Consider the following 13,590-nt stretch of genomic DNA (forward strand, 5'->3'; position numbering starts at 1 on the left):
CACCTGATCACTGATGTTTGTATCTGTCCTCGGGCTACGCTCCCTGACGCCCGAGGAAGATATTTTAGGATGCTATTTGCATTTGATCACGGGGTGTGTGCAATTTCCTTAAAAATAATATGGATTTATGCTGCGCCCAACGCACGCGTTACCACCTCCAGCACGTCGCGCGACAGGCCGGCGTGGTCGCGGACGCGTTCGAGTGCGCGGCGGGCGTGTGCTTGGCGACCGGCGTCGAACTTCGTCCAGCGGTCGAAACAGCGGGCCAGGCGCGAAGCAACCTGCGGGTTGCGGTCGTGCAGGACGATGATCTGGTCGGCGATGAAGGCGTAGCCGCTGCCATCGGCGGCGTTGAAGCGGACGAGATTGGCGCCGAAAGCGCGGATCAGCGCGTAGATCTTGTTCGGGTTGCCAATGTCGAAAGCCGGGTGGGCGGTCAGCGCTTTCACCGTGGCCAGCGTGTCCGGGCGGCGGCTGGTCGATTGCGCCTGCAGCCACTTGTCGACGACCAGCGCTTCGTTCTTCCACTTGGCGTAGAAGTCGGCCAGCGCCTGTTCGCGTTGCGGGCAGTCGGCGGCATTGACGTTGGCCAGTGCAGCGAGCGCGGCGAACTGGTCGGTCATGTTGTCGGCCGTTTTGAACTGCTGCAGCGCCAGCTGGCGCACGGACAGGGTGTCGAGTTCAAGCAGGTAAGCGAGACAGAGGTTGCGCAGTGCGCGGCGGCCGGCCTGTTCGCTGCTTGGTGCGTAGGGCTCGTTGACGGTCAGCCCGGCGTAGAGGCCGGAAAACTCGCCTTCGAGCTGTTCGGCAAGGTGCCGGCGCAGGCCGTTGCGGGCGGCGTGCAGGGCATCCGGATCGACCACGCTCATCAATTCGGCGAGCGTCGTTTCGCCGGGCAGGGTCAGCGCTTCGGCGACGAAGGCGGCGCCGCCGAAGTTGCCAACCCCAGCTTGCGTTTGCAGCAGCTTGCGTGCGGCGTCGACGAAGCTGGCCGGCCAGACCGGTTCCTGACCGGCGGCGATGGCCGCAGCGGCGTCGAGGATCAATTGTGTTGCCAGCCTTTGTCCGGCTTCCCAGGCGTTGAACGGGTCGGATTCGTGGGCCAGCAATACGGTCAGTTGTTCCGGCGTGTAGTCGAAATCGAGATAGACCGGCGCCGAGAAGTCGCGCAGCAGCGACGGTACCGGTTCGACCGCGATGTTCTCGAAGACGAAGGATTGCGTCGTGGCCGTCAGTTGCAGCAGGCGCTCACTGCCCGGCAGCAAGTTGCCGTCGGCGGCGAACAGTGCGACGCGCAGCGGGATCAGATAAGGTGATTCGTCGCTGGCGCGCGGGTTGGCTTGCGTGCAGGTCAGCGTGAAGGTTTTCGTTTCTTCGTCAAAATGGCCGTCGACCGCAACACGCGGCGTGCCCGGCTGGTTGTACCAGCGCATGAACTGCGTGAAGTCGAAACCGCTGGCGGCGGCCATGGCAGCGACGAAATCCTCGCAGGTCACGGCCTGGCCGTCGTGCCGGCGGAAATATTCGTCCATGCCGGCGCGGAAGGCATCGCGGCCGATCAGTGTCTGGATCATGCGGATGACTTCGGCGCCTTTTTCGTACACGGTCGCCGTGTAGAAATTGTTGATCTCGACGAAGCTCGCAGGCCGGATCGGGTGCGCCATCGGCCCGGCATCTTCCGGGAACTGTGCTGCGCGCAGGCCGCGCACCTCGCGGATGCGGGCGGTCTGGCGGTTGTGCAGGTCGGCGCCGAATTCCTGGTCGCGGAACACGGTCAGGCCTTCCTTCAAGGAGAGCTGGAACCAGTCGCGACAGGTGACGCGGTTGCCGGTCCAGTTGTGGAAGTATTCATGCGCGACGACCCGGTCGATGTTCTCGAAATCGACGTCGGTGGCGACGTCGGCGCGAGCGAGCACATACTTCGTATTGAAGATGTTGAGGCCCTTGTTCTCCATCGCGCCCATGTTGAAGTCACCGACGGCGACGATCATGTAGTGGTCGAGGTCGCATTCGAGACCGAAGCGTTCCTCGTCCCACAGCATCGATTTCTGCAGCGCCGCCATCGCGTGCGGGCATTGGTCGAGCTTGCCCGGCTCGACGTAGATGGCGAGCTGGACGGTGCGACCGGAGGCCGTGGTGAAGGTGTCGAACAGGCCGTCAAGCTTGCCGGCGACGAGCGCGAACAGGTAGGCCGGCTTCCTGAACGGATCGGCCCATTTCGCCCAGTGGCGGCCGTTGGCTTCTTCACCGTTGGCCACCGGGTTGCCATTCGCCAGCAGGATCGGGTAGGTCGCCTTGTCGGCGTGCAGCGTCACGGTGTAGGTGGACATCACGTCCGGACGGTCGAGGAACCAGGTGATGCGGCGGAAACCCTGCGCTTCGCATTGCGTGAAATAGCCGTCTTTCGAACGGTACATGCCCGAGAGGCGGGTGTTGCCGTCCGGCTTGATGCGGACGACGGTGCGCAGTGTGAAGGCGTCGGGCAGGTGGTCCACGGTCAGGCTGCTGGCGCTGGCCAAAAAGGGCACTTTTGCGCCGTCGACCGTAACATCGAGTGTTTCCAGCTCCTCGCCATCGAGCACCAGCGGTCGCGCACTGACGAGCGGGTTACGGCGCATCGCCAATGTGCTGGTGACGACGGTGCCGCCGCTTTCGATCGAAAAATCGAGGTCGACCGTATCAACCAGGTAAGCGGGCGGGGTGTAGTCCTTCAGGTAGATCGTCTGCGGGGTATCGGTTTTCATTGTGCTTGTGGCAAAGGGAGACAAGCACGGAATCATACGGGAAAAGCAGCGTCGCCTTGTCCAGGCGCTGCGGCTGATGCAGCCCGGGGCGGGCGCATCAGGTTCAAGCAAGTTGAATCAAACCGCCTCAGATCGATGTGCGGTAATAGGCGTGGACGCTCTGTTCCCAGGTTGCGTCGGCCATGTTGGGCCAGTTGTCGGTGTCGAAGCCCGGTGCGTTCTGCAGGCGTTCTTCGCTGGTGTCCATGACCAGGCGCTTGTTTTCAGTATCGACCGTCAGCGCGCTCCATGGCACGGCAAACAGCTTTTCGCCCAGGCTGAGGAAGCCGCCGAATGACAGGACGGCGTAGCAGATCTTGCCGTTATCGATGTCCAGCATCAGTTCCTTGATGCTGCCCAGTTTTTCGCCTTTCGGATTGTAGACATCGTCGCTGGCGAGCGAACTGGCGCTGAGGACGCGTGAGCCAAGACGGCCGGTATTGATGACTGCGGTGTTAATCGTGTCGTTCATTTGATGCTCCTTGAATTGCTTGTGGATTGGCGGCTGGGAACGGAGTGCTGGCCAGGGTTTCGGCCAGCGCTTCGTGGCTTTACTTGCCCTTGGCGGCATCCTTGAAGTCTTCCTTCAGATCGCCGTAGGCGGCCTGGACCTTGCCACCGGATTTTTGAATCTTTCCTTTCAGTTCCAGTTCGTCGTTGCCGACGAGCTTGCCGGTGACCTCCTTGACTTTGCCCTTGGCTTCTTCGACACGACCCTTGGCTTGATCCTTGTTCATGGTGAACTCCTGGTAATTGAATGAATGGATCGGGTACCCATGTACTGATCCGGCACCCGTGATGAAGAGCATAGACAAGGCGCGGCCGGCAATCGGTGCGCTGGCACCCATAACGCGATCAGGTCCGGTCAATGTGCGCGAACAGACAAAAGCGGCGCCAAGTCCTGGCTGATAATCGGGGCCATCGACGGGAACGCTTCAAGGGGCAGCTAATGGCAAGGCGAACACGAAAAACTGCGTGGAGCCGATCATTGCAGCGCGTTTTGAAGACGATGACGCGGACGGCAATGAACGTCGGCAGCAAGGCGATCAAGGCCGGTTTGCGGGCCGCACCGCCAGCGGGAAAGCGCGTCGTGAGCAAAAAGGCGCTGGTCCCGTCGGCCAACTGGACGGCGGGGATTGCCATTGGCGCGGCGGGGCCGCGCCGCTATCGGCTCTACAAGCCGTCCGGCATTCAACGCGACGAACGCTTGCCGTTGCTGGTCATGCTGCATGGCTGCGGACAGGATGCCGAGGCCCTGGCCGCCAGCAGCCGGATGAATGCAGTTGCCGCCCGTGAACGTTTTTTCGTGCTTTATCCGGAGCAGGATCGCCTGGCGAATGTACAGGGATGCTGGAACTGGTACGACACGCGGACGGGTCGGGCGCAAGCCGAAGCCAGTTCGATCGGTGCCGCCATCGAACGGATTTGCCTGACCCAGGCCGTCGACCGCAATCGGATTGCGCTGGCGGGGATTTCAGCCGGCGCCGGCATGGCGGTCTTGCTGGCGACGCTGCATCCGGAGCGCTTTCGGGCAATCGCCATGCATTCGGGGATCGCGCCGGGCGTCGCCCATTCGTCGGCGACCGCCATCAAGGCCATGTTCGGACAAACCGTGACCACTTCGCCGCTGCCGGTCATTGCGCCCGATGTGCGACTGCCGGCCTTATTGGTCATTCACGGTGCGGCAGACCACGTGGTGGCGCCGGGGAATGGCCGGGAAGCCGCCCTGCGCTGGGCGGAGCGGGTCAGTGCCAAGGCCGGCAAAGCGCGCCGGGTGCAGCGCGGCGCGCGTTATGCGGCGACCGTCACCGATTTTCGGAAAAGCAGGCAGTTGACCGCAACACTCTGTGAAATCGAGCGGCTCGGCCACGCCTGGAGCGGCGGGGCCGCGGGCCAGCCCTACAGCGATCCGCAAGGGCCGGATGCGTCGCGGATGATCTGGTCATTCATCGCCCGGCAGTTTGCCAGGACGGCCGGCTAGCTATTCAGTCGTCTTGCCGCTGAAATGCTCGGCGTCGCCTTCGGCGTCGGCGCGGGTCTTGTGGATGACGCCGTCGCGATGATGCGGGGGCGCATAGAGCGTATAGAGCTTCAGCGGCACGCTGCCGGTGTTGATGATGTTGTGAGTGACGCCAGCCGGGACGAGTACCGCAAAACCGGCTTGAATCGGGGTCCGGAAGCCATTCAGTACGGCTTCGCCGGAACCCTCTTCAACACGGAAGAACTGGTCGACCTGATGAATCTCGGCCCCGATGTCTTCCTGTGGTTTCAGCGACATCAGGACCAGTTGGGCGTTTTTGGCCGTGTAAAGCACCTGGCGAAACTTGGTGTTCTTGACCGCGAGACTTTCGATATCCTGGACAAAACCCTTCATCACGACTCCTTCGGTGCGCCAGTCGGCGCTTTATCTCAGGCCAAAAAATGACATCACGGCAATCACGATGACGACCAGTCCGACGATGTAGATGATGTTGTTCATTAGTCTTTCCTTTTCTCTGGGGGGCGGTTCGTGCTGTCCATCCGGCTTCACATTACCCGCTACTGCCAGGCCCATCTGTACGCCGGCGCGCACAGATGGCCGGCCTGTTTTTTACCCGGGATGAGTCACCCCGCGTTGGGGCCTTACCCGGACAAACGGGCGTTCAACTGATCGATGACGCCTGTCCAGTCGGCGTCCAGAATGATTCCTTCCTTGAGAAAGCGCCGCTGCATTTCTGTCCAGAATGGCGCGTCGCAGATCGTGATGCCCTGGCACAGGTGACGCCGTTCGGCGATGAAGTTGTCGATGTCTGCGGGTGTTGCCGGCAGGCCGAGTTGGGCAAACAGGCTGGCCATGGAGTGTGTCTGAGCTTCCATTGTTGTTCCAGTCGTGGCGGGTTTGATTGAGTTGATTCAGCAGTTCGTCAGAACTTGTTGTGCTTGATCCATGCCAGCAACAGTTCGCAGACCGCTTCCGGCTGATCAAGCGTCGCCAGATGGCCGCACTGTGGGATGATCTCCAGCTTGGCATGCCTAATCCCGCTGGCAATCTCTTTTGCCAGTGGCGGCGGGGTGATCTGGTCGTCCTGGCCGCAGATCACCAGCGTCGGGCAAGTGATGCTTTTCAATGTCGGCCGGCTATCCGGGCGGCCGATGATCGCCCGTTGCTGGCGTGCGAAAACCTCCTTCCCCAGCCCGTTCGCCATCGACTGGATATTGCCCCGTACTGCCGGGAGGTTCATCAGGTCGGGATGCGAGAGCAGTGGCAGCAATTGTTCGATCACCGCATCGAGATCGGTTGCGGCGAGTGCGATCAGCGCTTCACGTTTGGCACTGGCTTCCGGCGTATCCGGCAGTGCCGTCGTGTCCATCAGCACCAGTCCAGCCACCCGCTCGGGGGCCTGGCGCATGATTTCGAAAGCGACGTAGCCGCCAAGTGACAGGCCGAGCAGCACAAAACGTTTGGCCGAAGCCTCCTTGAGCACGCTGGCAGCCAGATCGGCGATCGACCCGGCAAGGGTCAGGTCGCCAACTTCAGCGGTGGCCACCGTCGCCAGGGCGGCAACCTGGTCGGTAAAAACGCTCGCATCATTGAGCAGGCCTGGTAACAACAGAATGTTCGGTTTCATGGTTTGCTCCTGAGTTCGTCCTGGCCTCATCTTGCGCGCAATGAACGTGCTCGCTCGGTGTGCGAGCACACAGAAAAGTGCAATTTGTTGCGTTACCTTCAATTGTCCAGGCCCCCGGCGGCCTGCAGGAGATGAGGATGCGGAATGAAATGCAGGGCGAATGCCGGCACGCGTGCAATGACGGTGCTGCGGCATGTCTGATCAGGTGAGCCAGGTGCAGCATCACATTCCCGCGAACCTGCGCGACCGGCTTGCCTATCTGTTCGTCAAGTTCCTGCGCTTCTTTGCGGATAGTTTCTTCTCCCGACGCTATGGCCATCGAGCCGTCGTTCTGGAAACCATCGCTGCGGTGCCGGGCATGGTCGGTGGCTCGTTGCAGCATCTGAAATCGTTGCGCCGCATGGAATCCGATCATGGCGTGATCCGCACGCTGCTGGACGAAGCAGAAAACGAGCGCATGCATTTGCTGACCTTCATTCTCGTGGCCCGGCCATCGCGACTTGAACGCCTGCTGATCCTGCTTGTTCAAGGGGCGTTCTACAACGTTTACTTCCTGCTCTATCTGCTTTCTCCGGCAACGGCACATCGCGTCGTGGGTTACCTCGAGGAAGAAGCGGTTCATAGCTACACAACCTATCTGGCCGGCGTGGACGATGGCACTTACGCCAACGTGCCGGCGCCGGCAATCGCCATCGATTACTGGCAACTGGCTGCCGATGCCCGCTTGCGCGAGGTCATCATCGCCGTCCGTGCCGACGAGGCCGGACATCGCGATGTCAATCATCAACTTGCCGGCCAGCTGGTTTGAAGTGGCTTGCGGCATGGGCGGGTCGGTACCCTGACGCACAGACGCCACCTGCCGCGGCAAATATCGTCCAGATTCATCCGTTTTTTTGCGGATTTATCCCAAGGAGAAAACCATGGACGAATACCGTCACCACATTTCCGGATTTTTTGCCCATCGCGAGGAAGCTGAAGGTGCTGTCAACCGGCTGGCAGCGCGCGGCATACCGCGCGATCAGCTGCAACTTTTCGATGCCGATTCAGGGCCGGTGGTCGCCCAGCCGAAGGGCGAAAGCAACGAGGTGCTGAACAAGGTGCTGGTGGATGGTGCCATCGGCACGGCGGTCGGTGCCGGCATCGGCGCCCTGGCGCAGCTGGCGCTGGTGGCCGGCAGTGTCACGTTGTTTGTTGCCAGTCCATTGGTTGCGCCGCTGGTCATGCTGGGCTGGGGCGCCAGTCTCGGTGCCTTTGTCGGCGCTGCCGCCGGTGCCAACACGGGCGTCGAGCACAAGGAGGGCTGGCTGGCGGATCTGATTCATGATGCCGTCGCCAATGGTCAGGTGGTTCTGGTTGCCCAGACCCGGAGCGAGGACCAGACGGCCATCGCCCGTGAAATTGTCGGCAATGCGGTGGGTGAGTTCCAGGATGTCGCCAGCAAGGTTCCTGCGTAACCGGGGTTTGCCAGTTCCCTGAATTGTCGCGAAAGGCGTTGCAAATCAGTCGGTGCGACGATATGTCACATTCTCCCCGGCCCCCCGGCTCGCTACCATCCGCCTCCTTCTGACAGCGATCGGTACGGTGCCGGTCGCCTGGTCGGCGATGTTTTTCCGGGGGAACGGATGCTGCTTCACGAATCGACCGGGCGAAATGCCCTGAAACCCTTGTCGCTGGCGCTATGGCTGGCTTTTTCGACAGGTCTGGCGGCAGCCGACAGCGTGCTCGACGAGATGACCGTGACCGACAGTGTCCTCGGCGAACCGCTCGACCTGACGCGCAAGCACCAGACCGGCAGCCGGCTGGGTCTGACGGTGCGTGAGACACCGGCCTCGGTCACCGTGGTCGATCGCGAAACCCTCGAGCGGCGTGGTGTCGAGTCGACGCAGGAAGCGCTGAAAAATGTGCCCGGGATGACTTCCTCCTCCGCGCCGGGGTCGCCGGGTTCGGTGTTCTATCGTGGCTTTTCCGGGGCCAGCGTGACCCAGTTGTTCAACGGCATCACCGTGCAATACGACGCAATTGCCGGACGTGCGGTCGATAGCTGGATCTATGACCGGGTCGAAGCCATTGGCGGTGCTTCCGGTTTCCTTCATGGCGCGGGGGCGGTCGGTGGTACGGTCAATTACGTCACCAAGCTGGCCAGCCGCGATGGCGATCTGACTGAAATGAAGGCGGCTTACGGGCGCTTTGATGCGAGCCAGCTGGCGCTTGGCGCCAACCGCCGGATTGGCGACAGCAACGTGCTGCGGCTCGACCTCAACCGCAGTTCCGTCAACGGCTGGAGCGATGGCACCAAGCGCAATGCCCACGAAGTGGCGGCGTCCTGGCTGGCCGAATTGACACCCACGCTGAGTCATACGCTGGCACTGGAGTACCAGAACGAAAAAGTGGATCGTCCTTACTGGGGCACCCCGATCCTCAAGCCGGTCGGCAGTCGTGTGGCGATCGACGAGGGCACGCGCTTCAAGAATTACAACTCGGCCGATGGCGTCTATGAACAGACCGTGCGCTGGGGGCGTTCGATTCTCGAATACAAGGCCGGCGACCGGCTGAATCTGCGCAACACGTTCTACCACTACGATGCATTGCGCGATTATCGCAACGTCGAAACCTATGCCTTCAACGCCACCAATACCGGCGTCATCCGCTCGAATGCACTATTGCAGCGCCACGATCAGTCGCTGAACGGCAATCGTCTCGAATTCACCTGGCAGGACAGCCTGGGCGGACGCCCCAGTACCTGGGCCGGTGGTTTTGACTACAGCGTCAACAAGCAGACGCGATTCCCGCTGTCGGTTGCCGGGCCGTTCGGTACGGTCAATCCCTATGATTTCAGCACCGAAGATTTCTTCAGCCTGCCGGGCGTGACGCCGGGCTACAATCCGGATCGGAGCAACCGGGTCAAGACGCTGGCTGTCTTCCTCGAGAACCGGACCTTCCTGACGCCGGCGCTGTCGTTGCTGACGGGGTTGCGGCATGATCGCATCGATCTTGAGGTGACCAACCACCGGGCAGTGACGGCAACCAATCCGGGTTATTTCGAGCGCCGCTATACGCCGACCACCGGACGCATCGCGCTGGCCTGGGAGCTGACGCCGCATGCCAATGTCTATGTCCAGTACAGCACGGCTGCCGATCCGCCATCCGGCATCCTGACCACCGCCACCTTCACCCAGGTCCGCGATTTCGATCTGACCACCGGCAAGCAGTGGGAAATCGGCAGCAAATTCTCCTTTGCCGACGGTCGAGGCAGCGGCACGCTGGCCTACTACGACATCACCCGGCGCAATATTGCCGTCAGCGATCCGAACAACCCGGGCACGACGATCCCGGTCGGCCAGCAATCGTCGCGCGGGATCGAACTGGCACTTGGTTACCGGATCTCTTCCGGGCTGCAGCTTGCCGGCAACCTGTCGCTGGTCGATGCGCAGTACGACGATTTCAACGAAACGGTCGGCGGTGTTGCCGTATCGCGGGCCGGTAACCGGCCAACGAATATTCCCAAGCGGGTCGCCAACCTGTGGCTGACTTACAGTCCGCTGGCGAACGTCGAACTGGGGAGCGACCTGCGCCAGGTTTCATCGCGCTACGCCAATTCGGCGAACACGCTGAGCGACGAGGGCTACACCTTGCTGGGCGCCTACGCCAGCTACCAAGTGGATCGACGGACGCGCATCGTGCTGCGCGGCAAGAATCTGACCGACGAGATCTACGCCGAAAGCTTCTCCGGCACGAACATGATCTACCTGGGGCGCCCGCGGACGGTGGACCTGTCGATCCAGACCAGTTTCTGAATCCGCCATGAAGCGTTATCTCTACCTGGCACATCGCTGGCTGGGCATCCTGTTGTGCGTGGTCATGGCGCTCTGGTTCCTTTCCGGTGTCGTCATGATGTACGTCGGTTATCCGAAACTGACAGCGCAGGAACATCTGCAGAACCTGCCGGTACTTGATGACGCCGCGTGCTGCCTGCCTGTTGCCGACGCGCTGGCGGCATTGCCGCCAGCCAGCGTGGTGCGGGGGCTGCGTCTGACCTCGATTGCCGGTGCGCCGGTCTATGTGGCGACGCTGGACAAAAACCGTTTCGCTGCCATCGACGGGCGCAGCGGCGCGCGGCTTGATGCGGTCGACGCGGCGCTGGCGGTGAAATCGGCACAGGCTTTCCTGCCTGTGGCAGCAAGCCATGCCGGCCAGGTCGACGAGGATGCCTGGACACACTCGCGGGCGCTGGATGGGCATCGCCCCTTGCACAAGGTCGACATGCACGACGATGCGCGGACCCGGCTGTATGTTTCAGGTGTCACCGGTGAAGTGGTGCGCGATGCGACGCAGACGGAGCGTATCTGGAACTGGATCGGCGCCTGGCTGCACTGGCTGTATCCGCTGCGCGGCGGCTGGGTCGATGCCTGGTGGAGCGGCATCGTCATTTACGGTTCGCTGGCGGCGACCCTGCTCGGGCTGACCGGCATCTGGGCCGGTTGCCTGCGCTGGCGCTGGCGCCCCTACGCCAACGGCAGCCACAGTCCTTACCGGGCACCGTGGGCGCGTTGGCATCACTGGCTCGGGTTGGTATTCGGCGGGCTGATCGTCACCTGGATCGCCAGCGGCCTGTTTTCGATGAACCCGTGGAGGATCTTCGATGCCGGTGCAGCGCGTCCGCAGCGTCCGGCGTTCCTGGTGCCTGCTGACGGGATGACGCCGGGTGCGCTGCTCGCTTGTCTTCGCCAGGCGGGGTTTGCCGCCAGCGAACTGGAGTGGACGCGCCTGGCCGACGCGCCCTTCATTCTTGCCCGCGATGCCGGGGGCGGCAGCCGCCTGCTGCCGCCCGCCGAATGTGCGCCGTTCGCCGCTCTTGACCTGGCCGGCCTGCAGGCGGCCGGTGCGGCCATGCTGCCGACGGCGCGGGTGAGCGACGCCTTCGTCCAGCAGGCCTACGACTGGCATTACTACGCCCGGGCGGCGCATACGATGGGCGGCAACCAGAACCGGCCGTTGCCGGTGCTGCGTCTGCAATTCGACGATGCCGCACAGACCTGGCTCTACCTCGATCCGCGCAGTGGTGCCGTGGTCCTTCGCCTGGACAGCCATACCCGGGTCAAGCGCTGCTTGTTCGCCCTGCTGCACAGCTGGGACTGGCTGCCCTTGCTGGAACGTCGACCGCTATGGGATGTGCTGCTGGTCCTTGGCAGTCTCGGTGGTTTTGCCGTCAGTGTCAGTGGTGTGGTGCTTGGCTGGCGCCGCCTGCGCCGCCAACGGTGACAGCGCTGTACCTGCGACGATTTGCCGCAGCCCGGTGGGCGCCGGGCGGGTGCCAGCAGGGCGCTTCTTGCGTATCATCCGGTGGCTTCGAACATCGTTCCCTGTCCATCGTGTCGCCTCGGTCATTTTCCTCCGTTCCGCCCCAGGCATCAGCCACCCGCTGGCTGGGCATTGCCTTCGTGCTGGCGGTGCACGGGCTGGCCGTCTGGGCGCTGATGGCGCATCGCCTGTTGCCGACGCCGAACGAGGCGGTGACGCTGATGGTCAATTTCATCGCCCCGCCGGCACCGCAGCAGGCGGCTCCCAAGCCCGTCCCGAAACCGCCGGAACCGAAGCCGCTGCCGAAGCAGCCGCCCCGGCAACTGGTTGCCGAGGCGCCGGTGCTCAGTCCGGCCGAACCGGTGGCGCCGCCAGCTCCGCCGGTACCGCCGGTCGAAGTTGCGCCGCCGGCACCGGCGATGCCGCTGCCGGTCGGCCCGGTGGCGCTCGGTGGCGAGTTGTCGGTCGTCTGCCCGGCCCGGCAGCCGCCGGCCTATCCGGCGCTGTCGCGGCGTCTCGGCGAAACCGGCAAGGTTGTCCTGCGGGTGACGCTGGATGAATCCGGAAAAGTCGCCAAAGCGACGGTCGACCGCAGCAGCGGCTTTGCCCGGCTCGACGAGGCGGCCCTGACGGCGGTGCGCAACTGGCGGTGTACGCCATCTTCGCGCAATGGCCGGCCGGTCGAGGCGACCGCGGTGCAACCCTTTAATTTCGTTCTGGAAGGAAACTGATTCATGGAGCAGTCGGTCGTTGTCGAAGGTCTGGGTTTTGCCCACTTTCTTGCGCATTCGGACATTGTTGGGCGCATCGTGCTCGGCATGTTGTTGGCGCTGTCGCTGGCCAGCTGGTACCTGATCGTGACCAAGTGGCTGGCGAACTACCTGGCGCAGCGTCAGGCCGAGGGTTTTCTCAAACGTTTCTGGCAGGGCGGGTCGCGCAGCGGTCTGGGGCAACGTATCCGGGCCGAGAAGATCGACAACGCTTTCGCCCGGCTGGCGCTGAGCGCCGTCGATGCGGCCGAGGAAGCGGCGCAGGGCGATGACAACCTGGCAACGGCCGGCGGCCTTGCCGAATACCTGACGCGGACGTTGAACAATTCGATCGACCAGGAGGCGGCGGCCTCCGAACACGGGCTGACGGTGCTCGCGTCGGCCGGGTCGGCGGCGCCGTACATCGGCCTGTTCGGCACGGTCTGGGGCATCTACCACGCGCTGGTGCAGATCGGTCTGTCCGGCCAGGGTACGCTCGACAAGGTTGCCGGGCCGGTCGGCGAGGCCTTGATCATGACTGCGCTTGGCCTGGCCGTGGCGATTCCGGCGGTGCTCGCCTACAACGCCTTCAGCCGGCGCAACCGGCTGTGGCTGGCCCGCCTGGAAGGCTTTGCCCACGATCTCTACGTGCTGCTGACGGTGAAAAACGAGTCCGCCGGCACGTCGACCGCAAACAGCCAGCGGGGCGCGTGATGGCTGGCGGGGGCGATTTCCGCCGCTACCGCGGCAAGGCCGGCGATGGCCCGAAAGCCGAGATGAACGTGGTGCCGCTGGTTGACGTGATGCTGGTGCTGCTGGTCATTTTCATCGTCACCGCGCCGCTGCTGACGCACGCGGTCAAGATCGACCTGCCGAAGGCGTCGAGCGCGGTCAACCTGACCAAGCCCGAACACATCGAGTTCGGCCTGCGCGAGAACGGCGAGATGTTCTGGAACGGCGAGCCGGTGACGCTCGATGAGCTGTCGCTACGCTGCGCCGCGGCTGCCCGTCAGGAAATGCCGCCGGAGCTGCACATCCGTGCCGACCGTCTGGTGCCTTACGAAAAGGTGGCACAGGTGATGGCGATTGCGGCCCGCAACGGCTTGGCCAAGATCGGGTTCATCAGCGATCCGGCAGGGCCCTAGGGGATTC

General features: G+C 63.1%; 14 protein-coding genes. 8 read left to right on the forward strand and 6 right to left on the reverse strand.

Translation table 11 applies throughout. The features are described from left to right. Nucleotides 1-125: 125 nt before the first annotated feature. The 3 genes from pepN to BJN45_RS02685 form a co-directional block, all read right to left on the reverse strand. On the reverse strand, nucleotides 126-2,744 hold the full coding sequence (gene pepN / locus BJN45_RS02675) for an aminopeptidase N (protein ID WP_076091778.1): 2,619 nt from the start codon (nucleotides 2,742-2,744) through the stop codon (nucleotides 126-128). Nucleotides 2,745-2,871: 127 nt separating this feature from the next. Then, nucleotides 2,872-3,255, reverse strand: a complete 384-nt coding sequence (locus tag BJN45_RS02680; RefSeq protein WP_076091780.1) for a PRC-barrel domain-containing protein — start codon at nucleotides 3,253-3,255, stop codon at nucleotides 2,872-2,874. Nucleotides 3,256-3,334: 79 nt separating this feature from the next. Continuing rightward, the gene (locus BJN45_RS02685) at nucleotides 3,335-3,520 is read right to left on the reverse strand and encodes a CsbD family protein (RefSeq protein ID WP_076092514.1); all 186 of its coding nucleotides are present in this window, start codon (nucleotides 3,518-3,520) and stop codon (nucleotides 3,335-3,337) included. Nucleotides 3,521-3,771: 251 nt separating this feature from the next. Between BJN45_RS02685 and BJN45_RS02690 the strand changes: the two genes are divergently transcribed. Further along, on the forward strand, nucleotides 3,772-4,764 hold the full coding sequence (locus tag BJN45_RS02690) for an extracellular catalytic domain type 1 short-chain-length polyhydroxyalkanoate depolymerase (RefSeq protein WP_240494477.1): 993 nt from the start codon (nucleotides 3,772-3,774) through the stop codon (nucleotides 4,762-4,764). Here BJN45_RS02690 and BJN45_RS02695 read toward each other — a convergent pair whose 3' ends face one another. From BJN45_RS02695 to BJN45_RS02705, 3 genes are all read right to left on the reverse strand, one after another. Continuing rightward, entirely contained in the window at nucleotides 4,765-5,157 is a 393-nt protein-coding gene (locus BJN45_RS02695) for a cupin domain-containing protein (RefSeq protein ID WP_076091784.1), read from the reverse strand. It lies immediately after the preceding gene. A gap of 248 nt (nucleotides 5,158-5,405) precedes the next feature. Continuing rightward, entirely contained in the window at nucleotides 5,406-5,639 is a 234-nt protein-coding gene (locus BJN45_RS02700; protein ID WP_076091786.1) for a DUF2789 domain-containing protein, read from the reverse strand. Between the two features lie 47 nt (nucleotides 5,640-5,686). Next, complete coding sequence (locus BJN45_RS02705) at nucleotides 5,687-6,391, reverse strand: alpha/beta fold hydrolase (protein WP_076091788.1); 705 nt, start codon at nucleotides 6,389-6,391, stop codon at nucleotides 5,687-5,689. 193 nt (nucleotides 6,392-6,584) lie between these two features. On the opposite strand from BJN45_RS02705, the gene BJN45_RS02710 reads away from it, so the two are divergent. The 7 genes from BJN45_RS02710 (at nucleotide 6,585) to BJN45_RS02740 (ending at nucleotide 13,583) form a co-directional block, all read left to right on the forward strand. Continuing rightward, nucleotides 6,585-7,199, forward strand: coding sequence for an alternative oxidase (locus tag BJN45_RS02710; RefSeq protein WP_076091790.1), 615 nt, complete (start codon nucleotides 6,585-6,587; stop codon nucleotides 7,197-7,199). A gap of 112 nt (nucleotides 7,200-7,311) precedes the next feature. Beyond that, nucleotides 7,312-7,845 carry a hypothetical protein gene (locus BJN45_RS02715; protein ID WP_076091792.1) on the forward strand — a complete coding sequence of 178 codons (534 nt, stop codon included), beginning with the start codon at nucleotides 7,312-7,314 and terminating at the stop codon, nucleotides 7,843-7,845. Nucleotides 7,846-8,013: 168 nt separating this feature from the next. After that, a complete protein-coding gene (locus BJN45_RS02720) occupies nucleotides 8,014-10,185 on the forward strand; it encodes a TonB-dependent receptor (protein ID WP_076091794.1) in 2,172 nt (723 codons plus the stop codon). Between the two features lie 7 nt (nucleotides 10,186-10,192). After that, nucleotides 10,193-11,650, forward strand: coding sequence for a PepSY domain-containing protein (locus tag BJN45_RS02725; protein ID WP_076091796.1), 1,458 nt, complete (start codon nucleotides 10,193-10,195; stop codon nucleotides 11,648-11,650). A 110-nt stretch (nucleotides 11,651-11,760) separates the two neighbouring features. Further along, nucleotides 11,761-12,420, forward strand: coding sequence for an energy transducer TonB (locus BJN45_RS02730; protein WP_205750531.1), 660 nt, complete (start codon nucleotides 11,761-11,763; stop codon nucleotides 12,418-12,420). Nucleotides 12,421-12,423: 3 nt separating this feature from the next. Beyond that, on the forward strand, nucleotides 12,424-13,152 hold the full coding sequence (locus BJN45_RS02735; protein WP_076091798.1) for a MotA/TolQ/ExbB proton channel family protein: 729 nt from the start codon (nucleotides 12,424-12,426) through the stop codon (nucleotides 13,150-13,152). Continuing rightward, nucleotides 13,152-13,583 carry an ExbD/TolR family protein gene (locus BJN45_RS02740; RefSeq protein WP_076091800.1) on the forward strand — a complete coding sequence of 144 codons (432 nt, stop codon included), beginning with the start codon at nucleotides 13,152-13,154 and terminating at the stop codon, nucleotides 13,581-13,583. Before BJN45_RS02735 ends, BJN45_RS02740 begins: the two co-directional genes overlap by 1 nt. The last annotated feature ends 7 nt before the right edge of the window (nucleotides 13,584-13,590 follow it).

Origin of the sequence: Azonexus hydrophilus (assembly GCF_001956855.1) — a bacterium.
In the GTDB taxonomy this organism is placed as follows: Bacteria; Pseudomonadota; Gammaproteobacteria; order Burkholderiales; family Rhodocyclaceae; genus Azonexus; species Azonexus hydrophilus_A.

Bases quoted from the DNA above. Each gene is read 5' to 3' on its own strand.
- pepN (WP_076091778.1), bottom strand. From the start codon at position 2,744: ATGAAAACCGATACCCCGCAGACGATCTACCTGAAGGACTACACCCCG.
- BJN45_RS02680 (WP_076091780.1), bottom strand. From the start codon at position 3,255: ATGAACGACACGATTAACACCGCAGTCATCAATACCGGCCGTCTTGGC.
- BJN45_RS02685 (WP_076092514.1), bottom strand. From the start codon at position 3,520: ATGAACAAGGATCAAGCCAAGGGTCGTGTCGAAGAAGCCAAGGGCAAA.
- BJN45_RS02695 (WP_076091784.1), bottom strand. From the start codon at position 5,157: ATGAAGGGTTTTGTCCAGGATATCGAAAGTCTCGCGGTCAAGAACACC.
- BJN45_RS02700 (WP_076091786.1), bottom strand. From the start codon at position 5,639: ATGGAAGCTCAGACACACTCCATGGCCAGCCTGTTTGCCCAACTCGGC.
- BJN45_RS02705 (WP_076091788.1), bottom strand. From the start codon at position 6,391: ATGAAACCGAACATTCTGTTGTTACCAGGCCTGCTCAATGATGCGAGC.
- BJN45_RS02710 (WP_076091790.1), top strand. From the start codon at position 6,585: ATGTCTGATCAGGTGAGCCAGGTGCAGCATCACATTCCCGCGAACCTG.
- BJN45_RS02715 (WP_076091792.1), top strand. From the start codon at position 7,312: ATGGACGAATACCGTCACCACATTTCCGGATTTTTTGCCCATCGCGAG.
- BJN45_RS02720 (WP_076091794.1), top strand. From the start codon at position 8,014: ATGCTGCTTCACGAATCGACCGGGCGAAATGCCCTGAAACCCTTGTCG.
- BJN45_RS02725 (WP_076091796.1), top strand. From the start codon at position 10,193: ATGAAGCGTTATCTCTACCTGGCACATCGCTGGCTGGGCATCCTGTTG.
- BJN45_RS02735 (WP_076091798.1), top strand. From the start codon at position 12,424: ATGGAGCAGTCGGTCGTTGTCGAAGGTCTGGGTTTTGCCCACTTTCTT.
- BJN45_RS02740 (WP_076091800.1), top strand. From the start codon at position 13,152: ATGGCTGGCGGGGGCGATTTCCGCCGCTACCGCGGCAAGGCCGGCGAT.